The organism is Hydrocarboniclastica marina, assembly GCF_004851605.1.
Lineage (GTDB): Bacteria > Pseudomonadota > Gammaproteobacteria > Pseudomonadales > Oleiphilaceae > Hydrocarboniclastica > Hydrocarboniclastica marina.
The window spans coordinates 3,437,968-3,460,108 of the sequence record NZ_CP031093.1; the positions used below are offsets into that span (position 1 = coordinate 3,437,968).

21 protein-coding genes are annotated in these 22,141 nt (G+C 59.1%); 12 read left to right on the forward strand and 9 right to left on the reverse strand.

The annotated features are described in order from the left end of the window. Positions 1–15 precede the first annotated feature (15 nt). On the forward strand, positions 16–927 hold the full coding sequence (locus soil367_RS15165) for a LysR family transcriptional regulator (RefSeq protein WP_136549889.1): 912 nt from the start codon (positions 16–18) through the stop codon (positions 925–927). Positions 928–961: 34 nt separating this feature from the next. Here soil367_RS15165 and soil367_RS15170 read toward each other — a convergent pair whose 3' ends face one another. Further along, complete coding sequence (locus soil367_RS15170) at positions 962–1,708, reverse strand: SDR family oxidoreductase (RefSeq protein ID WP_136549890.1); 747 nt, start codon at positions 1,706–1,708, stop codon at positions 962–964. Positions 1,709–2,153: 445 nt separating this feature from the next. Here soil367_RS15170 and nhaD point away from each other — a divergent pair, with 445 nt between their 5' ends. After that, positions 2,154–3,554, forward strand: coding sequence for a sodium:proton antiporter NhaD (gene nhaD, locus soil367_RS15175; RefSeq protein WP_136549891.1), 1,401 nt, complete (start codon positions 2,154–2,156; stop codon positions 3,552–3,554). A 206-nt stretch (positions 3,555–3,760) separates the two neighbouring features. Here nhaD and soil367_RS15180 read toward each other — a convergent pair whose 3' ends face one another. Further along, positions 3,761–4,723 (reverse strand): lipase family alpha/beta hydrolase, encoded by a 963-nt coding sequence (locus tag soil367_RS15180; RefSeq protein ID WP_136549892.1) that lies wholly within the window; start codon positions 4,721–4,723, stop codon positions 3,761–3,763. Between the two features lie 272 nt (positions 4,724–4,995). Here soil367_RS15180 and soil367_RS15185 point away from each other — a divergent pair, with 272 nt between their 5' ends. Further along, on the forward strand, positions 4,996–5,691 hold the full coding sequence (locus tag soil367_RS15185; protein WP_172962365.1) for a TetR/AcrR family transcriptional regulator: 696 nt from the start codon (positions 4,996–4,998) through the stop codon (positions 5,689–5,691). 183 nt (positions 5,692–5,874) lie between these two features. Next, complete coding sequence (locus soil367_RS15190) at positions 5,875–6,918, forward strand: lipase secretion chaperone (RefSeq protein WP_136549894.1); 1,044 nt, start codon at positions 5,875–5,877, stop codon at positions 6,916–6,918. 177 nt (positions 6,919–7,095) lie between these two features. On the opposite strand, the gene soil367_RS15195 is transcribed toward soil367_RS15190, so the two are convergent. The 4 genes from soil367_RS15195 to soil367_RS15210 form a co-directional block, all read right to left on the reverse strand. Beyond that, the gene (locus soil367_RS15195; protein WP_136549895.1) at positions 7,096–7,377 is read right to left on the reverse strand and encodes a hypothetical protein; all 282 of its coding nucleotides are present in this window, start codon (positions 7,375–7,377) and stop codon (positions 7,096–7,098) included. After that, the gene (locus soil367_RS15200; protein ID WP_246065345.1) at positions 7,358–8,140 is read right to left on the reverse strand and encodes a crotonase/enoyl-CoA hydratase family protein; all 783 of its coding nucleotides are present in this window, start codon (positions 8,138–8,140) and stop codon (positions 7,358–7,360) included. The genes soil367_RS15195 and soil367_RS15200 overlap by 20 nt, the downstream gene beginning before the upstream one ends. Before the next feature lie 356 nt (positions 8,141–8,496). Next, the gene (locus tag soil367_RS15205; protein WP_136549897.1) at positions 8,497–10,065 is read right to left on the reverse strand and encodes a hypothetical protein; all 1,569 of its coding nucleotides are present in this window, start codon (positions 10,063–10,065) and stop codon (positions 8,497–8,499) included. Positions 10,066–10,250: 185 nt separating this feature from the next. Further along, the gene (locus soil367_RS15210; protein WP_136549898.1) at positions 10,251–11,951 is read right to left on the reverse strand and encodes a neutral/alkaline non-lysosomal ceramidase N-terminal domain-containing protein; all 1,701 of its coding nucleotides are present in this window, start codon (positions 11,949–11,951) and stop codon (positions 10,251–10,253) included. Between the two features lie 207 nt (positions 11,952–12,158). On the opposite strand from soil367_RS15210, the gene soil367_RS15215 reads away from it, so the two are divergent. Genes soil367_RS15215 through soil367_RS15225 form a run of 3 tightly spaced genes read left to right on the forward strand, consistent with a single transcriptional unit; the run spans position 12,159 to position 13,858 of the window. Continuing rightward, the gene (locus soil367_RS15215) at positions 12,159–13,106 is read left to right on the forward strand and encodes a hypothetical protein (RefSeq protein WP_136549899.1); all 948 of its coding nucleotides are present in this window, start codon (positions 12,159–12,161) and stop codon (positions 13,104–13,106) included. Then, positions 13,103–13,465: a hypothetical protein gene (locus soil367_RS15220; protein WP_136549900.1), complete on the forward strand. Its 363-nt coding sequence runs from the start codon at positions 13,103–13,105 to the stop codon at positions 13,463–13,465. The genes soil367_RS15215 and soil367_RS15220 overlap by 4 nt, the downstream gene beginning before the upstream one ends. A 30-nt stretch (positions 13,466–13,495) precedes the next feature. After that, the gene (locus tag soil367_RS15225) at positions 13,496–13,858 is read left to right on the forward strand and encodes a hypothetical protein (RefSeq protein WP_136549901.1); all 363 of its coding nucleotides are present in this window, start codon (positions 13,496–13,498) and stop codon (positions 13,856–13,858) included. 43 nt (positions 13,859–13,901) lie between these two features. On the opposite strand, the gene soil367_RS15230 is transcribed toward soil367_RS15225, so the two are convergent. Together soil367_RS15230 and soil367_RS15235 are read right to left on the reverse strand one after the other, a co-directional pair. Further along, positions 13,902–15,155 (reverse strand): alanine racemase, encoded by a 1,254-nt coding sequence (locus tag soil367_RS15230; RefSeq protein ID WP_136549902.1) that lies wholly within the window; start codon positions 15,153–15,155, stop codon positions 13,902–13,904. Then, the gene (locus tag soil367_RS15235; RefSeq protein ID WP_342777431.1) at positions 15,152–16,510 is read right to left on the reverse strand and encodes a D-arabinono-1,4-lactone oxidase; all 1,359 of its coding nucleotides are present in this window, start codon (positions 16,508–16,510) and stop codon (positions 15,152–15,154) included. Before soil367_RS15235 ends, soil367_RS15230 begins: the two co-directional genes overlap by 4 nt. Before the next feature lie 229 nt (positions 16,511–16,739). On the opposite strand from soil367_RS15235, the gene soil367_RS15240 reads away from it, so the two are divergent. Beyond that, complete coding sequence (locus soil367_RS15240; RefSeq protein ID WP_136549904.1) at positions 16,740–18,200, forward strand: SLC13 family permease; 1,461 nt, start codon at positions 16,740–16,742, stop codon at positions 18,198–18,200. 65 nt (positions 18,201–18,265) lie between these two features. Here soil367_RS15240 and soil367_RS15245 read toward each other — a convergent pair whose 3' ends face one another. Continuing rightward, on the reverse strand, positions 18,266–19,036 hold the full coding sequence (locus tag soil367_RS15245) for a Rho termination factor N-terminal domain-containing protein (protein WP_136549905.1): 771 nt from the start codon (positions 19,034–19,036) through the stop codon (positions 18,266–18,268). A 296-nt stretch (positions 19,037–19,332) separates the two neighbouring features. Here soil367_RS15245 and soil367_RS15250 point away from each other — a divergent pair, with 296 nt between their 5' ends. The 4 genes from soil367_RS15250 (at position 19,333) to soil367_RS15265 (ending at position 22,082) form a co-directional block, all read left to right on the forward strand. Beyond that, a complete protein-coding gene (locus soil367_RS15250; RefSeq protein WP_136549906.1) occupies positions 19,333–19,665 on the forward strand; it encodes a DUF2834 domain-containing protein in 333 nt (110 codons plus the stop codon). Between the two features lie 77 nt (positions 19,666–19,742). Then, entirely contained in the window at positions 19,743–20,105 is a 363-nt protein-coding gene (locus soil367_RS15255; protein WP_136549907.1) for a glyoxalase superfamily protein, read from the forward strand. 42 nt (positions 20,106–20,147) lie between these two features. Further along, positions 20,148–20,942 carry an alpha/beta fold hydrolase gene (locus tag soil367_RS15260; protein WP_136549908.1) on the forward strand — a complete coding sequence of 265 codons (795 nt, stop codon included), beginning with the start codon at positions 20,148–20,150 and terminating at the stop codon, positions 20,940–20,942. 180 nt (positions 20,943–21,122) lie between these two features. Next, positions 21,123–22,082 carry a M23 family metallopeptidase gene (locus tag soil367_RS15265; RefSeq protein WP_136549909.1) on the forward strand — a complete coding sequence of 320 codons (960 nt, stop codon included), beginning with the start codon at positions 21,123–21,125 and terminating at the stop codon, positions 22,080–22,082. Positions 22,083–22,141: the final 59 nt, after the last annotated feature.

Below are 22,141 nucleotides of genomic sequence, written 5' to 3' on the forward strand. Positions count from 1 at the left end.
GCGACGAGTAAAACTATGGACTGGGATAACCTGCGCTTCTTCCTCGAGCTCAGCCGGGCCGGTCGGGTGACCACCGCGGCGCGGCGACTCGGGGTGGATCACACCACGGTATCCCGCCGCGTGCAGGCACTGGAAAAAAGTATTGGCACGCCGCTGTTTTTGCGGGAAACGTCCGGCTACCGCCTGACTGAAGCGGGGCGAAGCCTGCTGCCCCATGCCGAGCTGATGGAAAGCGCCAGCGTCAGGATCGAGCAGAGCCTGCCCAACCCGGAAGGCCGGTTGTCCGGGCAGGTACGCATCGGTGCCACCGAAGGCTACGGCACGATAGTGCTGGCGCCGCAGCTGGCCGACCTCAGCCAACGCTACCCGGACCTTCATCTTGATCTGCTTGCCCTGCCCCGCGCCCTGCGCCTGGCCCGCCACGAAGCCGACATCGTCATAACGCTGGAGCGGCCGGAGCGGGGGCCGTACATGTTCACCCGGCTGACGGACTACGTCCTGCAGCTTTACGCGAGCAGAGAATACCTGCAGGAACACAAGCCTATCACCAGACGCAGCGACCTGAAGCGCCACCGCTTCGTCAGCTATGTCGACGATCTGGTGTTCAGCAGGGACCTGCTGTTTCTTGATGAGATCACCGGCTCGGACGACGTCAGCCTGCGCAGCACCAGCGTGCTGGCCCAGCAGGAAGCGGTGGCCGCCGGTGCCGGACTCGCCATCCTTCCCGCCTTTTCGGCCGATCGTGACAGCCGGCTTTCAGTCGTGCTTCCCGGACAAGTGAGTTTTACCCGAACGTTCTGGATGCTGATGCGCACGGAGCTGAAGGACATCGCCCGGATGAAGGTGACCTGGGATTACCTGCGGGAGATGGCGGAGGCTTCGCAGGGGGTGGTGCTGTCGGACGGTCAGCAGGGCCTGCGGGCATGACTCTCAGGCTTGTGGGGGCAAGGTCAACTCGGGTTTACATTACCCTGGCGAACAGCCCGAAGGGCATGGCCTTCAATACATAACTCAGCGGCGTCCAGGGCCACCAGGGCACATAGGCTCGGCGGCGTTCGGACTCGATCGCTTTTACCAGCGCTTTGACCCCGGTGTCCAGATCCACCCGGAAGGGTGCGTTTTTGGTGTCGCGGTTGATATCCGTGAGGATAAACCCGGGCATGATGTTGCTGACCTTTATTGGCGTACCCCGGGTATCCAGCTGCAGGCCCTCCGCCAGAGTGGCGACGGCGGCCTTGGTTGCGGCGTATATGTTCATCGGACCCCGGAAGCCACGAACCGCGCTGACCGACGACATCAGCACCAGATGGCCGCTGTTCTGCTCCCGGAAGATCGCCATAGCCGCCTCGCTCTGGGCAATGGCAGCCACAAAGTTGGTCTCCGCCGTTTGACGATTGGCCTCGAATCGCCCATATCCGACCGGCTGCGAAATGCCGATGCCTGCATTCACCACTACGCGGTCAAGACTGCCCAGCTCGTGCCGGAAGCCCTCGAACACCTCAAACACCTGATCGTATTCGCACACGTCCAGCCCACGAACCAGCACCCGAATGTCCGGGTAGGCCTGCTGTAACTCCCGCTGCAACGCCTCGAGTTTGCCCGCACTACGTGCGCAGAGCGCCAGATTGCAGCCCTTGGCCGCCCACTCGCGGGCCATACCCTCGCCAAGCCCGGTACTGGCGCCCGTGATCAGAATGTTCTTTCGCATCGGTCTTGCCCTGGTCGTTTGGTTGATGCTCATCGCGTTATTCTGTTGAGATCCGCTTGAGTGCGTGTCCGTCCGGTTCGCTGTTAAATCTTTGCAGTAGTGGATCTGCTGATAGCAAGGCCTCACGGACCCGCTACAATTCATCCTGACCTCCTGTGCAGGCTCCAGTCTGCCTGAGCCGGCAAGCTGCTATTCGTTCTCCCTCGCCGGGCTGTTCAGAACGAAGCTTGAGCGGCCTTAAGTTGCCGCTCACCAGGACAACCAGAATTCAACATATCGGTGCGAGCAGTCAACTTGCGCAACCTGGCGTCGTTCGATCCGCAGGTCTGTCTGCTGGCAAAGTCTAGCCGAGCCAGAAGTCATGACGGCCCAACCTGCCATGCTTCCCCAGCCAGCTAGCGAAATACACACTAACCCCCTTTATCGAGACCGAGTGGAGCGCAAAATGAAGCACCTATTGGCGTTGTTCGGCGGACTGCTGGTGTCCATGCCAGGTATGGCGCAGGAAGCCCATAGCGAAACCCTCGATCTGACCCACAGCCCGTTCGGCTATGCGGCCCTCGCTATTTTTGCGGTCGCGTATCTGCTGGTCATGCTTGAAGAGAAAATTCATCTTCGGAAATCCAAACCCATGCTCATTGCAGCGGGTCTCATCTGGATACTGCTGGCAATCGCTTACCGTTCAGGCGGCTACCCGGACACCGTAGAAGAAGTAATCCGCCACAACTTCCTTGAGTATGCCGAGCTGTTTTTCTTCCTGCTGGTGGCCATGACCTACATCAACGCCATGCTGGAACGCGGTGTCTTCGACCAGCTTCGCAACTGGCTGCTGGGTAAGGGCCTGGGCTATCGCGGATTGTTCTGGGTCACCGGTGTACTCGCCTTCAGCATCTCGCCGGTGGCGGATAACCTGACCACGGCACTGATCATGTGCGCCGTGGTTTTGGCCGTAGGCAAGGACAGCCCCACGTTTATCTCTTTGGCCTGTATCAATATTGTCGTCGGTGCCAACGCCGGCGGCGCTTTCAGCCCGTTCGGGGACATCACCACACTGATGGTCTGGCAAAAAGGCGTGCTGCCTTTTCAGGACTTCTTCCTCCTGTTTATCCCCGCCGTGGTCAACTTTCTGGTGCCGGCCGTCTGCATGCATTTTGCGTTACCCAAAGGAAGACCTGCGGCGCCGAGCGAGACCGGTAACCTGATAAAAACCGGCGGCCTGGTGATTTGCGGGCTGTTTCTGCTGACCATTATCACAGCCGTCTGCTTCCACCAGTTCCTCCACATCCCGCCGGTGTTCGGCATGATGTTCGGCCTGGGCTACCTGAAACTGACCGGGTACTACCTCAAACAGCAGGAATCTTCCCGCTGGAGCGAGAGCGTGGAGTCACCGCCGGGTGATTCGGGCGCGGGCAGACCCTTTGACGTCTTCGACCATATCGCCCGCTCCGAATGGGACACCCTGTTCTTCTTTTTTGGCGTGATCATGGCAGTCGGCGGCCTGGGCTTTATTGGTTACCTGGGCATGATGTCCGCTACGCTCTATGGTGAGCTCGGCCCTACGATCGCCAATGTGCTGATCGGCGTGATGTCTGCCCTGGTGGACAACATTCCCGTGATGTTCGCCGTCCTGACCATGAACCCGGAAATGTCGGATGTACAGTGGCTGCTGGTCACCCTCACCGCTGGCGTCGGCGGCAGCATGTTGTCCATTGGCTCCGCAGCCGGCGTCGCGCTGATGGGTCAGGCCCGTGGCCACTATACCTTCCTGAGCCATTTGAAATGGACCCCGGTTATAGCTTTGGGGTACGGCGCCAGCATCTGGACGCATCTTTTGATAAATGGGTAGGGACGAACTTTGGGGACAGTAAATTCGAGGCCAGGTCGTAGTCTTAGCCTTTACTGGGGTGGAAGGAGTACGGGCAGGACCTGGCCCCGAGTTCAGCATTTTCACCAGGGGTGGCACATAGCCAGCATTGCTTTTCCCGTTGATGTTCTTAAAAGGGAAACCCTCGCTCCAAGGTGAGGGTTCGTCTATTTAGCCGGTTCAGGTCGTCACAGTCCTTTCAGCTTGAGCCTGTTTGCATGCTGGCGGAATACCGAGACCGGACTCGTCCCGAAGCGGCTCACCAGGCCCAGCACCTGGTTAACCTCATCCAAGTGGTTCATGCGATAGTCGTCCCGGATTACCTTGCCCAAATGGCTAGAGCATGTCCCAACCATGCCGTCGCTCTCCAGCCCCTCCCTTGTGTACAGCATAGAGGACGCGACAAGACCGAGATCGCCGATGTCCAGAATGTTGGTTGCGGGGTTGGCACCAGACCAGGAGTAGTAACGAACGCCGTTGTCCTCAAGCTCATTGCCCTCGCCACAAAACCTGGCCGGCATCCCCTGAGGATGGCTGGCGTTGAACTCGGCCATGACCCTTGTTGACAGCGCATTCATCGCCGCCAGCGAGTCCTGCTCGTAGCCACCTCCGGAAATGAAATCCAGGAATCCAGCGAACCCGTCGACCACGCTGGCCAATACATCTCCGGTGAGCGGTGCCTTTTCAGCGACCCCCTGTAGCAGATCTGCCGCCAGCGCTCCGGTATTCGGCCCCGCGACGCTCGTCGCGGACGAGACGTACTGCGGATAAACCGAGGCCACGTAGCGGACCGTGGGCCCGCCATGACTGTGACCGATCAGGTTAACTTTCTCAGCGCCGGTTGCCGCCAGAATGGTCTCGACCTGACGCGCCAGTTGTTCGCCCCGCAGTTCGGTGCTGTTAGCGGAGGCGACCTGGCTGACGTAGACCTCAGCACCGCTGCGGCGCAACTCTTCCGGAATGCGATACCAGTAGCCATAGCCGGCTATGTCGTCAAAGCCGAACAGGCCGTGGGCCAAGACGATGGGATAACGGGTTTCGGTGTAGGTGTCGTTGCTATTGAGCCAGTCGAACCAACCGGCCTGGGCTGGCGCTACACCGGCGCCCAACAGCAGGGCGAACACGGGGCCTAGATAAGTTGTTGTTTTCATCTGTTTCTCCTTGATCTTGTTTTTGTTCGATTGCCTTGGGCGTAGATGGAGCTGCTCAAAACATGACCATACTAACTGAGGAACAATTAAAATTAACACTGATATTAATATTAACTTTCTATAAAGCCTGCCGATCCGTGGTCGTGAAAACGTTGTGCACTAAGCCTCAGCCCTACGCATACGCTGCCGTGCAGACGCCCGTTTGGTATGATTGCCAACGCACTGGGGTTGCGAAAAAATTAACATGCGTGTTAAATAATCATGGAGGCAAAATGGCGCCCAAGCAGTCTGGCGGCAAGGGAAGAGGACGTCCGCCCGGAAGCACGGGCCCAAAAATGCACATGCGTATGCGCATTCTCAATGCCACGCGGGAGGTCTACAGCGAGCGCGGGCTGCATAACACCACCGTTGAGCTCATTCTGGAATCCGCCGGAGTCTCACGGCCAACGTTCTACAAGTACTTCTCTTCTGTCTGGGAGGCGATAGAGGCAGTGGTAATGCGCTGCAACGAGGAGCTTGAAGTGCTATTTACGGAGGTTTTTTCCATACAGCGGGAGAGCGCCATTCACTACCTGCCTACGGTGCTGGTGGGCTACCTGAACTGGGGACGATCACAGGGCAAACTGATGGAAGCCCGGTTTCGGGAACTGCACGACCTCACGTCCCCTGTTGGAGTTCATCGAACCGAGCACAACGAACGGATTTCAAATTTGCTAAGCGACATGCTGGTCGCCGACGGTCGCACCGCGCCCGATCGAGTGGCACTGAACGCCCTGGTCAATTGTGTCGAATACCTCGGGTACCAGTTCTGCAATGGCGCCCGGCAGGAGGAAATGCCGGTCTATCTTAGGGCCATGGGGCGGGTAAGCCTTGCACTGCTCGGGAGCGAGGCCGACTGGCAAAACATCAAGTCCGACCCGGTTCTGTCCAGTGCGTTGGGATTTGGCGCGCCGGGAGACACTGATTGAGGCAGCGGGCGCAGGGATAACTGACCATGGCCTCAGGTCGAGGCCTCGGGCCAACGAGGCAGTGTTAAGGCAACGGATTCCCACGATTCGGAACATTGCCTCGGTGCAAGGGCCGAGTTACGCAGACAGTCAGTCTGCCATAGTCCTTGAGTCCTATTTACTGAGACAAAATCGAGAACGCAGATGCATGCCAGAATAATAAAAACGGGTTTTGTCCTGCTTGCCCTTCTGGCTATCGTCGTTGGGGTACAGCTTTACCTGACGGAGCCCACGCCACCACGGGAAACAATATCCACCACTTCTGCCCTGTCCACCCCGCCCTCCGCTTCTCCTGTCAATGCCCCAGCTCCTGTAGCGCCCAAGCACGAAGAAAATCCACTGGCCTATTACGCCGCCATGGGGAGCAGCCTCGGGGAGCGCCCTGAGTCCCTAGACGGCACCGCGGTGGACGGCGAACTCAAAGCCGATGCCAACGGCCAGCTCATTGTCTCCCCTGGCGTGCGCCAGGTATTCGACTATTTCCTGACCACGATCGGCGAAGAGGACTTCGAAACGGTGAAGGCCAGGCTGGCGCACCATATCAACCGTCACCTCCCGCCGGAAGCGGCGCAGCAGGCTTGGAGGCTGTTCGGGCAATACATGGGGGCCAAGGAAGCCATATCCAACTTGCCGTCCCACGACGGGACTTCGGCGAGCATGCGTAACGTCGTCGCACAGCGCCGGGCATTGCGCCAGAGCTGGTTCGACGCCGAGGCCAACGACGCCTTTTTCGGGCTGGAGAACGCCTACGACGAATTCCAGCTGTCCCGTCGGGAAATCATGGAGAGCACTAACCTGCCCGAAGCGGAACAACAGGCGCGGCTGACTTCCCTGACAAACGCCCTACCCCATACCCTGCAGAAGATGGTAACCGCCACCCAGGCGCCGGTGGCGGTGCAGCACAAGGTGGAGCAGCTACGCGAGCAGGGCACCAGCGAGTCGGAGATCCGTGCCTTACGGGAACAGCAATTTGGCCCCGAGGCAGCCGATCGGCTGGCGCAGTTGGACCAGCGAAAGGCCCAGTGGGAACAGCAATACACCGCTTACCAGCAACAACGCCAGACCATCATCGACAGTGGCATGGCCACGCAGGATCGAGAAGCGGAAATCCAGCGCTTGCGGGAGCGACTATTTGACGATTCGGAGATCCGGCGCGTGGAGGCACTGGACCGAATCGGTCAAAACTAAAGGCACGTTGGACGTCAGGCGGAATCCAAACTATACCCTGACTCCTTCCCAGTGGTTCCTCGCGGACCATCCCCCGCCAATTATCCTTCGCGGCCAGGGCGCGCCCATTAAACGAGGGAACAGGTTTCGCCTTCGGCTACAGCAGCCAGGCGCGCCTGATTCCGGCGGCCGCGTCCTCTAAGTGATGACCGCCCGGCCCCCAAAGTCTTCAACACTTTGGAAAAGATTCAGCCTGGTCAGTTCTATGGCCGAGGGAGTGTTCAGGATGAAATCACCACCATCGATACTCCCGCCGTGGCCAAGTTGTCCTTCCGGCTGAAAGCTCTGGTGCTGGTATCGGTCATGACTACGAAGATCTGTCGGCGCGAAGGCGCCGCTGTTGAGTGTGCGTCCAGCCTGTTTTGCAGCTTCTTTGCCGCTCAGCTTTTTCGGGCCAAACTTAGTTCTCGAACTGGCCATGCCGCCCCGCGCCTTTCGCAAATCGGTCAGCTCCGGTCAGCGCCTCCTCATGGATAACGGGATAGCCCTGCCGGCCCTCGTTCTGGAGGGCATCCTCCAGTGAAAGGTCCCACTGGCGGTACGTCGACGCCCTATCGGCTTTCATGCACTGTTGGGGAAACTCAGCAATCTGCGCGGCCAGTGCTTCGGCGGCTTGCCGGGCGGTTCCGTCTGGGACTATACGGTTGGCCAGCCCGATCTGAAAGGCCTCATCCGCGTCGACGGGGCGGCCAGTCAGGATCATGTCCAGGGCGCGGGACTGGCCGACAATACGGGGCAGACGTACGGTGCCGCCATCCACCAGTGGCACGCCCCACCGCCGACAGAACACACCGAATACCGCGGACTGCTCCGCGACGCGAAGGTCGCACAGCAGAGCCAGTTCCAGGCCGCCGGCGACGGCATAGCCGGAAACCGCTGCGATCACCGGTTTGCTCAGCATCATCCGGCTGGGCCCCATCGGGCCATGCCCTTTGCCCTCGGGGTCGACGACATTGCGGGTCTGGGGGTCGCCCATGGCAGTGAGGTCGGCGCCCGCACAAAAAGTGCCGTTGCCACCCCAGAGCACCGCGACTCTAAGCGTATCGCTGGCTTCAAAGTGCTCAAAAGCTTCCCGCAAGAGTTCAGCGGTTTGCCGGTCCACAGCGTTTTTCTTTTCGGGCCGGTCCAGAATGATTGTGCAGACGTGTCCGTTTTCTTCAGTGCGTACGGGTGAGTTAGCCACGGGCGGAGCCTCCGGTTTGCGAGCCATGTCTTCCCGTACACTTTACAACAGGAACCGGCCCAGAGCGGCGATCCCGTACAAGCTGATTTGCGGGTTCTGTTGGGTTCTTTTGGGTTGGGATGGGTTGGGTGACTAGCTTGAATTCTGGATTATTTTGGACTGGGAATTCCCTCAAGAGTCCCACCAGATTCTTTCCGGGATCCATTTGCGGTGAGGTGAGTGCGGCAGCTTACGGAGGTCATCGGCGAACCCGTTGGGCGGGGAGAGCCTGCAGAGGCCTGGCCAGCTACAAAGATCGGGTAGCCGGCCAGGGTTAACTGAGCGTGCGGGCGACATCCCGCACGAGAAGGTTTCGCTTACTGGTCGCCCTGCTGCCCACTGTTGCGGGCCTCGACCTGCGCGGCGAGCTCTTTGATCAGCATTTCACTCTCGGATTGCAGGAACAGACTCTCACCGCTAGTACTCGGCTTATAGTCCATCATCAGGGCGAGCTTGCCCGCTTTGCGGTACTCGAAGAACCAGTGTTCATAGTCTTCGTCCGTGCTCGCCTCTTCAACTGTGATGAGGATGTCGTTATCACTCGTTTCCCAACCTTCCATCGTGTAGAGCGGCACGGACCTGAACGAGGTTGCTCCAGAGAAGCTGCCGTCCAGGTCGCCGAACTCCAGGTTGCCCAGATTGAGGGACTGTTCCTCGCCACCTACGGTGAAGGGCTCCGCTCCGGCTACGGTGTACGACATCTTGCCCACGATGTACTCAACTTCGTCACGGGTGGCGCTGTCGTCACTTAACATGTAGTAGGTCACGTCTTCAGCAATGGCGAAGTCGCCTGCGTCTTCGAGCACATTGACGCTGTCCATCCACAGCAGCTCGCCGAGGTCACTGATCATGACGTATGTTGCAATACCGTCGCCGGTGTGCCGGTAGAGCATGGTGAATTCATCACGCCAGGCGCCGTCGCTGTCTTCCCCGGCCAGGATGAGCTTGCCATTTGCTGAGACTTCAAAGGTCGAGCCTGCCGCGCAGGTATCATCCGGTTTGGCGACAGTCTCGTCACCCTTCAGGAAAACAAATGTCTCGTTGTTGATACATACCGTGTTTGCCTGGTTAGCGGTGCCAAACCGGACATAGAACTGCTCGTTGTCGCCGTTGTCATCAAACCGGAACATGGACCAGTTGGTGTCCTGCAGCGCCGCTTTGGAGAAGGCAAGGCGGGTTGGTTCTACGGTTTTGATAGCCCCGCTGTCTTCCAGGTCCAGCTCGATATCATCCGCATTCTTCCCGCTTTTAACCTGGGCCACTATTTCGCTTTTGGCGGCGCCCAGATTACTGGCGACTGTGCTGATGTCGGTAGCCTGCTTGGCCTCCGCGACCACAAAACGGGCGAGCGCGTGGACCACCCCGGCTTCTTCTGCCTGCGCCGCGTCGCTTTTCGCCTTAATGTAATCCCCGGCCAGAATGGCGGCATCTACGCCCAACTCCTGAGCCAGTTCAGAGATTGACTTGCCTGTCTTCTTGGCCAGGTCGGTAAACGGTGTCACATAGTCCGAACCGGCTTCTGCACTGAGTGAAAAGGGCGTATCGACCAGGCCACTGTCAGAATCCCAGGTCACGTTTTCTACCGCGACAACAACCAGCGGCTGACTGAACTGTTCGGCAGAGATCTCCAGCGTTCCGTTCTCGCCTGTTGTGCCGACTTTAACTTCGCCTTCGTCAAACTGCCCGTTGTCGTTGGCGTCGATATACACATCAGCGCGTTCGAGATAGCCATCGATGGCCGTAATGGTCTGGGACTCAGTTGTTGTACCGCCGCCGGAAGAGTTCGGCGACTCAGAGGAATCTGAACTGGATCCTCCACCACAACCTGCCAGGGAAAGACTCGATGCTACCGCCAGAACCAGAACTGAACGTTTGAACTCTTTCATGCCTTCTCCAGATTAGAAAGTTTCTCTTTCTTGCTAACTGACTCGGATACCCTTACTCAGAGCCAGCTGGAGTATAGACAGGCGACAGATCCCGCATTGTAAATTACTGTAACTGATGTACACATATCGACCGAGAGGACGCGCCTACCTCGCCGGCCCTGTTTTTCAGCCACTCACGTTTCTGGCTATTGCCAGGGCGGTAAGCCGGACCGCCGGGAAAGCTCATGGTCCGGTGGCGGCACCGGTCGGGTCGCCCTGTCGTAGTTGCGATCCGCAGCAGCTTTGGGCAGCTCTGCGGCCAGCTGGGCAAAACGGGTTTGGAACGCGGCCAGGCTCCACTGGCCATAGAGCGTGTGTCCGCCCTCGTAGGCCTGCTCCTGGTACTCCTCATAGGTGGTGACGTAGCCCATGTACTCGTTGCAGTAGGTGCAGATCAACGTCTGGCTGATACCGGAGCCCTTCAGGCAGGTGTTTACGGTCTCGATGAGGCGTCTGCCGGACGTCGTTGTGAACTCGCCGGGACAGCAGACCAGTGCCAGGCTTCCCAGCCGGACAATTTGCAGCGGCAACACTGACGGGACCATTTCGCTTTCCTTGATGGCCCCTGCCTTCTCCTGACGGTTCAGTTCCGCCACCAGCGGGTCAATAAAGCCGGGGATGCGGGGGCGCTTGCCATTCTGTCGCCGACCCAACTCCATGAAGATGTCCTTGGGGCCCTGTGAGCGGTAGAGCCGGCGGAAGTATGCACGCTCCTCAGCGTCACGCTGCGACAGAGCACCCTGCTTAAGGGCGCGGCGCGCTCGGCTCGCCAGCCGCAACAGCGGCAGCAGCGCCGGCGCGACACCGGGCCCATCCACCGGCGTCCCCGCTGCGAACGAAACGCCGTGGCAGGGGTCGCTGGTCCGGGCTTCGGGTTCGCCGTTGGCGAATCCGGGGTCAGCATGGACATTGCTGAAATCGACGTAGGTCAGCACACCGTCCAATGGTCCGTTGATTCTGTCCTGCGCTGGGGATGCCGCGATCACCAGCGCGAGCTCACTCTGTTTGCGGCCGTTGGACTCGGCGTACGCGTATTCCGCCTCACCCTTTATCGCCTTGCGGCGGTCGGCCTGGCCTGGGCCGTGGTAGTGCGGTGAGACATCTCCCGCCTTAGCCTGGGCAAAGATCGCAACCGCACCGTCGCCGAGCCGGGCTTCGGTTTCGGCCGCGGCGTAGCCTTTATTGTCACCATTGTGCTGGTTGAGCGAACTGCCCAGGCAGGTGGCGTGTACGCCGAACAGAGACAACAGCGCCTTCACCTGCCCGTCCCGGCGCAGACTCAGCACCTGCATTCGCCGGTCCAGGGCTTTGTGGTTTTCGCCCTCGCGGTAAGGACTGACGTCGGGGTTGCGATTCCAGGCTCTGAGCGAGCGATTCCAGGCCACGGGCACGTGCTCATCAAAGCAACCGGAGCCCAACCAGAGTTCAGTCTCTTCCGCGGTCATCCATGCCTGAACCACCGACTCTACAATTGCACTGACCACGGCCTGCAGGTGCTCGGGCTGGAATCCGGGGGTGACCAGATTGTAGAGCACCTCATGGGCACAACCGCCGGGGCCGGAATGGGTATGGGTGCAGGTGAGCACAAACGACTCTGCGTTAAAGCCCGAGCCCATCCGGGAAGCCAATTGCTCGACAGCGCCAGCGCGCATGGCGTGGGTGACGTAGCCAAGGTCCAGGCAGCAGAAGATCAGGGTCTTGCCGTCTTTATCGCGAAAGAACAGGCTGCGAGCGAACAGCGGACCACCTTCGCTCGTCGCCCGATGAGTGATCTGCCCGTAGCCGTGCATCGCGTAGCCGGACGGCCTGATCGCAATCTCGTACTTCCCCCACCCCGCGTCACCCATGCTCTGCGCCCTGCGTGTAAATGTTTCGGTAACCCTCGCCAGGCTTTTTATCTATGCAAAAGCCAGTAAGTGCTGAAACGAACTTTACTTCCTGGCAGATGATTCTTAAACTTCCGTCCATGAGCGCATTACCTACCTGAAAGGTTGGGCGGGGGCAACGGCCTCAGCGAGGCGCAAATCACGGACGACATACCCTCAAGGAAGACCATGGCCTCATCGATTTTCTACCCCCGGACCGTCAGTACACCCCGCAAGATCGCCCAGAACGCTTGTCCCCAAAACATGGCGCCGGACGAGTTCGAACGACGCTTTCTGGCGGCCAATTGGCAGACCGCCAGCGCCAACAGCAATTGTCCTCCCAACCGTCCCGTTATTGTGCCTTCCGCTGATCAGGCGGCTGACATAAGTATCAGTCCGCTCCTGACCTGTACCTCAGAAGAGCAGAAGAACCTGTTCAGCCTCAGCCAGTACGCTGGCGGAGCAGCCGTGATGGGGCTGGCAAATCTGCTATGGGAGACGCGCATCCCAAACGTGGTCGGCGACCTGAATACCTTCGGCGGGAACGGTATGGGTGCCGCCGTGGCGAAATCCAGCAAGGTGCTTGAAGCCATCGACAAATACGACTTCGCCAACAAACAGTACCAGGACCTCAAGAACCATCGCGCTGCGCCGCGTATGGTTAATGCGGCAAAGTTGCGTGCGGGCGCGGCATTCAAAGAGATGAACCAGGTTCTGTACAGTAAGTCGTTAAACTACCTGAACAAGAACACCTTCGGCATGCGCCAGACCACAAACGCCACCGGTCGCACGGTATGGGAGTCTATTCCTGTTCGCGACACGGCAGACGTCCAGAAACTCGCGAAGTTTGCGAAGGTAGGGCGGGTACTGGGACCGGGCGTGATTCTGCTCGACGGCTATATCCGCGCCAATGGCGTTTATCATACCTGGCAGAGCGGCGGTAATTGGGAGCGGGAAGCGGTTGTTCAGGGTGGATCTTTTTTTGCTGGGCTTGGTGCCGGCGCAGTTATCGGTACGGTTATAGCCTTAACGCCAGTCGGCCTTGTTATTGGAGTAGTCGCCGGGGGGGCAATAGCAGTCGGCGCAGACTATCTCGTTAAAGACCTGATAAATCTAGCCTACGATATGGCGAAATGATGCCTGAGATATCACTTCAAACTTTTTTCGGTTTGGTGGGTTTGGCCGGTGCAGCATCCATGCTGCTGGGCCTGCTGGTGCTTAGGCTAACTTTAACGCACCGCTTGAAGAAAAAACTCAAACCAAACGGCGAATACTGGGATAGCGGTACGTTAGATTTCGGGTTTATCAACACAGCCCTTTTTGCGTGGGCTTGTACCCTCCCCTACGTACAACGATCTGAAAGGTTCCGCCTGATCTACAGAGATCTGGATGTAAAATCATTCGCAAACTGGTTCGAGACAGCGGCTGCTTACGCAACAATAGGGGGTGTGGCAATTTTTTTCTTGTTCGGGCCCTTGATCTACCTTTTTGATTAATAGATTTGTCGAGTTTGACCAAGCATACGAATGAACACAATACCCCTGGAAATTGTGTTTGCTTTCGCTGCAGTAGCAGGAATGGGCACAGCTATACTCAGCCTTTTTACACTTCGTTTAACCCTCACCCGGCGCCTGAAAAAGAAGCTGAAACCCTCTGGTGACTACTGGGAAACCGGCACGCTCGACTTCGGGTTCTTTAATACATTCATATTTGCCTATGCATGCACGCTGCCCTTCGTGCCTCGCTCCGAATACTACCGGATCCTCTATAAAGACCTGGACGTAAAGCGGTTTGCGACTCTGTTTGAGAAGGGTGCAGCTTACGCGATGGTTACAGGGTTCCTTGTCTTCTTCATCAGCATTCCTTTCTTCTACTGGTTTAAACCTTAACGGTGCCAGGGCGCTCAGAGCCGTTTATGCCTGACGTTTCGACTCACTGATCAAACACAGGCCACGTATCGACCGCCTCCCCGGACCGCACGATCACCAGATCGCCGAACTGCAGCAGCACGGCCTCGCTCTGCCGGGGTCGCAGGAAAACCAGATCGTCAGCTTTCAGCCCCACTGATGCACTCACGGTTGCGATCTCCTGATTTGAGCTTCTGCCGTAGAGACGGTTCGGCTTTAGGCCAGGGGGCCAGACATAATCCGCCAGCCAGTTCCCGCCGTAGATGAAAATTGTGTCGCGCCGACCGCGGCCCAGCCCTGGAAGCAGACGCGCTGGATCACCGAGACCGGGCAGGCGCAACGGGCCGGTGTTTTTCAGTACCGGTGTGGCGATAAACACAGCGGGCTGATGGCCGCTCAGGGACGGCAGGTCGAAGTCAGCGGGTTTGAGCAGGCCGCTGCCGACGGAGATTTCGTTACTGACCGTCTCTGTTTCGTGTAGCCGATAGGTAGGGCTTCCCGCCGTGTTGAGTGTCAGGCCCGGCTGATCTTTAATCTCCGTAGCCTGCGCCCAGAGCGCCGGAAAGTCCTGCTGTACCTGGTCCACCCGCTCCCGGTATACCGCCATCGCGTGCGCGAGCAGCTTTGCCGGCGTGCCGAGCAGCCGGGGCAGCATGACGACGTGAGGGTCGTAACCCATAAAACCGGTAAAGGCGAAGTGCTCAGGCTGTTGCTCGATGGTGCTCAGGATATGGCGAAGTGCTTCAGTGCCGGCCCGCCCTTCCGCAATGCCGCCCCGGCACAGGCCAACGTCCAGCTCCAGATTGATATTCAGGCGGGTACCCAGTTTTCGGGCCAGCGCCAGGTATTGCTGTAGCCGCTCCGGTGTATCGATCAGCCATTGCAGCTGGCGGCGTGGATCAAACGCGCCCCTGTGTTTCTGGTAAAAGCGCTCTGCCATTGCGACCGGCATCGGTTTGCCCAGCAGGATGTCAGCGTCCGGCCAGAGGCCCGCGTCCTGGTTCAGGAAGGGCTGATGGAAGGACATGAGCCGTCGGGCAGCCGTTTTGTTGGCGATGTAGCCCAGAAGTCCCGGGCACGGCAGAGACTTTTCCACCACACGGAGCTGCTTGCCGGCACGCTGGACCGAGGACATCACCTCCTGAATGTTGTGATCCAGACGGTCGAGATCGATCACCAGGCTGGGGCGCAAGAAACCCTGAGCTTTGAGCGTAGCCTGCAGTTGCTGGAAGTATTTGGCCTCCGCTTGTGTCCAGATATTGCGGGCGCGGTTGCTCATGGCTGCACCAGGATACGGCGCAGGTGGTCGTTCAGCATGCGCCCGTCCGGATCGAGCTGTTTGCGGACTCGGGCGAAATCCTCCCAATGGGGATAGAGCTCCGCCAGCCGGGTTGCGTCCAGTGAGTGCAATTTGCCCCAGTGCGGCCGCCCGCCGTACTTCCAGAAGATCGGTTCAACCAGGTCGAACAGCGGCCGATAATCGGTACAGATGTGCTGATGCAGCGAGATCGAGGCACTGTCGCGGCCGAAGAAGGGTGAAAGCCATACATCGTCGGCTGCAACCCGCCGATACTCCAGCGGAAACAGGGTACGAATGCCCGAGCGGCGCACGGTTGAAAAGATCTCCTGCACGCACTCGAGGCCCCGCTCGACAGGGACCTCATACTCCATTTCGTTGAAACGTGCGTCCCGGGGCGAAGGAAAGATTTGATAGGCACGACCGCTGCGGCGCATTTCGCTGTGTAGCCCGGTGAGCAGCTTCTGCATAGCGCCATCAGCGCCGGGAATACCATGGGCAACGCGCGAGGTCAGGTTCAGTACCATGCTCACGGGGAGCTGGAAGCGCGGCGCGGGGGTAGGTGCGGCTTCTGTTTCGTTGAGCAGTTTGACGATGGCCTGGTCAGACCGGAAAAAAGCCCAGAACTCGGCGTGCCGATTGTCCCGGGCAAGTTGATCGAAACGGCGCAGAACTTCGTTCAGCGGCAGCAGGAACTCGTGTTCAGCCAGGTGGTAACGAGCGCGGTTTTGCAGAGTGATTTGCGTAACCACGCCAAGGGCGCCCAGCGAGGTGGCGCCCGCCTGCCAGATTTCCGCGTTGTGCTCGGCGTCTGCTTCGACCACCTCACCGTCAGGCGTTACCAGACGCAAGCCCCGTACCTGGGCCGACAGCGAACCCAGTTCCCGCCCAGTGCCGTGCGTGCTGGTGCCACACGCACCGCCGAGGGACTGAACGTCCACATCGCCCTGATTTATAAGACCCTGCCCCAGCTCCCACAGCGGTTCCCCCAGATCCTGCAGGCGTGAGCCGGCCCGGATAGTGGCCTGTTGGGTCTGGCTGTCGTGGCTAACCAGACCGCGGAGCCGGTCGAGCGATACCAGGGTATCGGGCGTCGTGCACAGTGCACTGAACGAGTGACCGGCTCCGGTTACCCGAATCTGGCCCCGGGCGTTGCGAAGTTGCCTGACCAGCTCAGCCTCTGATTCTGGCCGCAACCAGGCCGCCGGTGTTGCCGTTTGCGAGCCGGACCAGTTGCGCCATATGCGGTTGCCTGGCTTTTGACGAGATGGGGCCTGGTCAGGGATATCTGGCTGTGCTGCAGGAGAAGTCGGCATAGGCGCTCTCGGTGTCGTCATTTTGCAGAAGTGGCTTTTGCTGGACGGGCGACAGAAGCCATGGCCGTGCGGTAGTCAGCTGCGTGTTTCAATCATGCCCGTCCGCGACCTTTGATGCGCGAACCAGTATCACAGGCTCTGGTGTCGATCTCACTCTGGTTCGGTGCACATGGCATATAGCTGATCAGGCACACTTTGTTACACTGGGCCGAACGGATCATCACTCTTGCTGGCGATAGGGTTGGAGATTATGCAGGACGCAAAGCAACCTCCAGAGCGAGGCTTACCCAGGACCCAGGTCATCGGCCTTATTGTCGGTCCTTTGCTCCTCCTGGCGACGTTACTACTGCCCGCACCGGAGGGCATGAGCACCGAAGCCTGGGCCGCGCTGGGGCTGATGCTGTTAATGGCAACCTGGTGGTCCACCGAGGCCATTCCGATCCCCGCTACGGCGCTTCTGCCTATTGTGCTAATACCAGCCCTGGATCTGGGCAGTATTCGTGACGCCACGACGCCTTACGCCAACCCGATCATTTTCCTCTTCCTCGGCGGTTTCACCCTGGGGCTGGCGATGCAGCGCTGGAACCTGCACCGGCGTATCGCGCTGCTGACACTGCGCGCCGTCGGCAGTAAGCCCAAGCGGCAGATCGGCGGCTTTATGCTGGCCACCGCCTTCCTGAGCATGTGGGTCAGTAACACAGCTACATCTATCATGATGCTGCCCATCGGCCTTTCGGTTATTGCCATGACGGAGCAAGGTGATTCCGAGGGCTCCCGGCGTTACGCCACGGCCTTGCTGCTGGCTATTGCCTACGCCGCCAGCATCGGCGGTATAGCCACGCTGATCGGGACGCCGCCCAACGCACTACTGGCGGCTTATCTTGTAGAGAACCAGGGCATTGAGGTTGGGTTCGCCCAGTGGATGCTGCTGGGTGTTCCGGTTTCTCTGGTGATGCTCGGCCTGACCTGGTGGTGGCTGACCCGCAGCGATTTTGGCCTATCTGGCCAGTCCGGTGGCGGCGAGATGATACGGGACGAGCTTGCGAAACTCGGGCCATTACAGAAGGCTGAAAAGCTGGTCGCGGTGGTGTTTGTGCTGGCGGCGGTGGGCTGGGTATTCAGGCCGCTGCTATCCGCCGGACTGATGCCCTGGCTGACCGATACGGGCATAGCCATCGGTGCAGCGATTTTGTTGTTTCTGCTGCCTGTGGACTTTCAGAAACGGGTATTTGTACTCGACTGGACGACGGCGGAAAAGCTGCCGTGGGGTGTGCTATTGCTCTTCGGCGGCGGTCTGGCGCTGGCTGGTGTGATAAGCAGTTCGGGACTGGCCGAGTGGATCGCCGAGAGTCTGTCTGGCTCAGATGCATTGCCCACACTGGTGATGATCGCACTGGTGACGGCGGTTATCATTTTTCTGACGGAAGTAACCAGCAATACGGCTACGGCAGCGGCTTTTCTGCCCTTGCTGGGGGCCCTTGCGATGTCCCAGGGGGTGCCGGTTCTGTTGTTCACCGTACCCGCCGCCATAGCCGCGAGCTGTGCGTTCATGATGCCGGTCGCAACACCGCCCAACGCCATTGTCTTCTCCAGCGGACATATGAGCATCAAAGACATGATCCGCGCCGGATTCGCGCTCAACCTGCTCGGGATCGTCGTGGTAACGGGGTTCAGTTATTTGCTGATCGGTGCCGTTTTCTCGATGGGCTGAATCCCTGTCGAAGCCTGGGCGAACCTGGCCCTGGTTCTTTGACTACCTGAGACGAGAATACACGGCTAGCTTGCGAGCGCACTGGCAAGCTCCGACTTGGTCATTTTGGAGCGACCATGAATCCTGCGCTCGCTGGCGAGCCGGTAAAGATCGTCCTTTGACTGGGACTCGAGCTCGCGACCGGCGGCATCGTTCCGTTCACGGGACCCGTCTTCACCATCACCTTCGTGTTCAGCCCGGGCCTGGTAGACCCGTTTCTTTACGGCTGCCAGCAGCTCGTCGCGCTTCATCTTCGAGGTGCCTTCGATTGAATATGCCTGCGCCATCTCAAGCAGCTCGGCTTTTGTTCTCAGATTGAGACCATATACATGGTTGTGTTCGCCGACGCTGTAAGGCAGTACTTCGGTCTCGTCAGCTTCCTTCAGTTCGGCGATCACCTGCTCAAGGTATTGAATAACCTGTTTGCGCTGTGCCCGTTCACTCGCGCTCCACTTGGCGTTACTGGCCCGTTTGTGAGCGATCTTGAATTTTTTCCCTTCCATGCAAGTCATGTAGCTGTTCGCATCGAGCTTGTCGACGCGCTGGTGCGATACGATGAGCCAGTTGTATTCCGTGCCAACCGGCGCACCCGACTTTTCCGGTGCCTGCGCCGCGCGTCGCTTTGTCGTCTGGTAGGAGATTTCCCATTCATCCGGGGTTAGCTTGCGCTCTCGCCATTCGCCCTGGTCGTAGTACCATTTATGGGCCCGCCCAACCGGCATGCCTGAGTACTGTTTGCCGTTATGTTTTTTGAAGCGGTTATAGCTCTGTGACTTTTGCTCTTCGTCGGCGCTCATGACTATCCCTCCCTGGCCTGCCTGTGTTGCAGCGTTCTGTTGTCGTCTGATTGATCCAAGTTGTTACCTGTTCAATCTAAAACGTGGCTGGTCCGGGGTCTAGCCAACAGGCGTTTCACAGCGGTAATCTCACTTATCAAAGCCGAGATGAGCCTGGGCGCTCGCGCCCAGGCTCCAGCATTCTCTGGCTACGAGGTGAACCCGCCTACTAGACGGGGAGTTTCGATGCCGCCATCGGGATTTGGGTTAACGTCAAACAAGGCCATCGATATCATGTGGCCGCTACTGGACTCCTTATGAACTCGCGACTTTTCACTGCTTTGCTCGTTGTACTGGGTGCCGGCTTCGCAGCTGTCTTTGTAATATTGGTCCTGCCGCCCCTTTTACAAAACGCCGACGTTCTCGGCGCATTTGCCGGCGGCTTTGTTAATCCTTTCGCCGCGGGCTACTCACTCGATGTTATCTTCTGTTGGCTGATTCTCGCCGTATGGGTTATTTATGAGGCAAAGCTCAAAGGCATCCGGCATGGCTGGGTAACACTGGTGTTAGGGGTAGTACCAGGCGTAGCCACGGGTTTTGCTGCTTATCTTTTACTGCGCACCCGGCATGAACAGCGGTCGGGCTCCTGATCGTTGAAAACGGGCCGGAATGCGGCTGACTGCCCGTCCCCTTGCAGACGACGCTACTGCGTCTGAGGAGAGTACCTTTGTCGTTCCAGGCAATCCCGATAATTCGCATCTTCGATGAGGACAAGGCCAGAGCGTTCTATCTCGGATTTCTGGGGATGGCGGTGGACTGGGAGCACCGCTTCGGAGCGGACTTTCCGATTTACATGCAGGTGTCCAAAGGCGACCTGGTTTTCCACCTCAGCGAGCACTCCGGTGACTGCACGCCGGGCTCGAAAGTGTTCGTCAACACCGACGACCTTGACGGACTGTTCGCAGAAGTCACAGCGCACGGGTACCGATTCTGCCGGCCTCAGATCGACACGGCACCCTGGGGCGACCGGATGTTCGAGGTAGTGGACCCTTTTTCCAACAAAATTCTGTTTAATGAGCGCTCTACTTAATGCGTCAGATCGGCGAATAACTATAAATCTGGAAGCCCAAAAATGTTGAGAGAAGGAAACGGCGAACCGGTCGTGCTATTTCACGGCGTGACCTGTAGCGAAAGAGTCTGGTCTCCCTTGGTCCCTCTTCTTTCACCGCACTGCGAGGTCTTCGCCCATACGTCTCTGGGCCACCGAGGTGGCAAAGCCGCTGGGCCCGGCATCGGCATCAGTGACCTGGTCGATGACGCAGAGGCGGCGCTGGACCAACTGAAGCTTGACCGTCCTCACCTCGTGGGCAACTCACTGGGCGGCTGGATCGCACTGGAACTGGCGCGCCGGGGCAGAGCGAGCAGTGTATGCGCACTCTCGCCTGCCGGTTGCTGGGATGTTGCCAAAAGCGGCCAGCGCCAGGCCACAGATAAGCTGAAAGGCGTGGTTCGGCTGACGCGTGCCACGCGCTGGGCCCTGCCTTTGGCCTCCCGGCTGGGGATCATCCGCAAGTTCGCCATGCGGGAAAACGCGGTGAACGGTGCCCGCGTGAGCAGCCAGGAACTGATCAGCATGGCCGACGATCTGCTCGGCTGTACGGCCAAGTATGACTTGCTGAACACGACTGAAGCGATGGCACCCCTTACGCCCGCGCCCTGCCCTGTTTTGCTGGCATGGGCCGAATTTGACCGCATCTTTCCGCCGGAAGTGAATGGGCCGATTGCCCGCGAACTCATCCCCGAGGCGGAGTGGCGTGTGCTGCCCAAGGTGGGGCATCTGCCGATGCTGGATGATCCTGAGTTGGTCGCGAAAACCATCATTGATTGGGTAAACGCCCATTCCCTTACCCAGCAAGCTGCTGGCTAGCGGGGTCGCTCACGAAGGCTTTGCCGTGCTTCAACCAGGGAGCGGCGCTCCTGGTCGATTGGTCAGGCTCTACTGAACCGGGCCGCTACGGGCCACCCGCCCATCGGCGGTCGGGAACAGCTACAGCTGCGCGCCCGGACCCGACATGGGGCTCTTTTTTAGTTGAGGATCGGCACCGCCATGATCGCTCTTGTCATCGCCGTCCAGATCGCACTGCCGCTTGTGTTGCTCTTATGGCTGGCATTGTTCCCGGCCGCAAACCGCCTCGGCCTTTTTCTGCAGGCCGCTGGTATTGGGGCGACGGTCTTGGCGCTGGCTTTAGTTTCCCAGTGGGCGCTGACCGCCTGGTGGTTGCCCTGGCTTTATGGAACGCTCTGGCTGAGCTCCACGCTGACCCTTCCGGCGCGCCGGCAATGGTCGAGTATGCCCACGACCCCGCAAAGCGTCGTACGCTGGCTTCCCGTCTTTGTGTCACTGTTTCTTCTTGGGGCGGGTGGTTGGTACGGCACCAAAGCAGTATCTGGGCGTTTTATGCCGAACACCGCCACCGTCGACATTGTGAATCCGTTTGGCCCGGGGACTTACATGGTGGGCCACGGCGGTTCCAATACCCTGGTAAACGGCCACCTGAAAACGCTCGACCTCAATACTGAGCGCTTCCGGCCGTGGCGCGGGCAGTCTTATGCCGTGGACTTCTTCGGCGTCGGGCCCTGGGGCTTCAGGGCAGCCGGCTTTCAGCCAGGGGACCCTGCCGACTACGCAATCTTCGGCGCACGGCTTCACGCTCCTTGCACCGGCGAAGTGATCGCGGCGGAGGGCCGCATGCCTGATTTTCGGGTTCCGGACCAGGATATGGTCAACCGCCTGGGCAATCATGTCATCCTGCGCTGCGATGACGCTGACATCGTGCTTGCCCACATGCGCCAGAATCGGGTTACCGTGTCACCGGGGGATACTGTCACGGTGGGTTCACTCCTGGGCGAAGTCGGCAATTCTGGCGCCAGTACCGAGCCGCACTTGCATATCCATGCTCAAAGGCCGCCGCCCGAGGGCGCTCCGCCAATAGCCGGTGAACCACTGGCAGTGCGGATAGACGGGCGCTTTCTGGTCCGTAACGACCGGCTTTCCGGGCGGGAGTGACAAGGTACTGGTTTAAAGAGTACCTGTTCAGGGAGCGGTATAAGAAGCCTAGCCAAGGA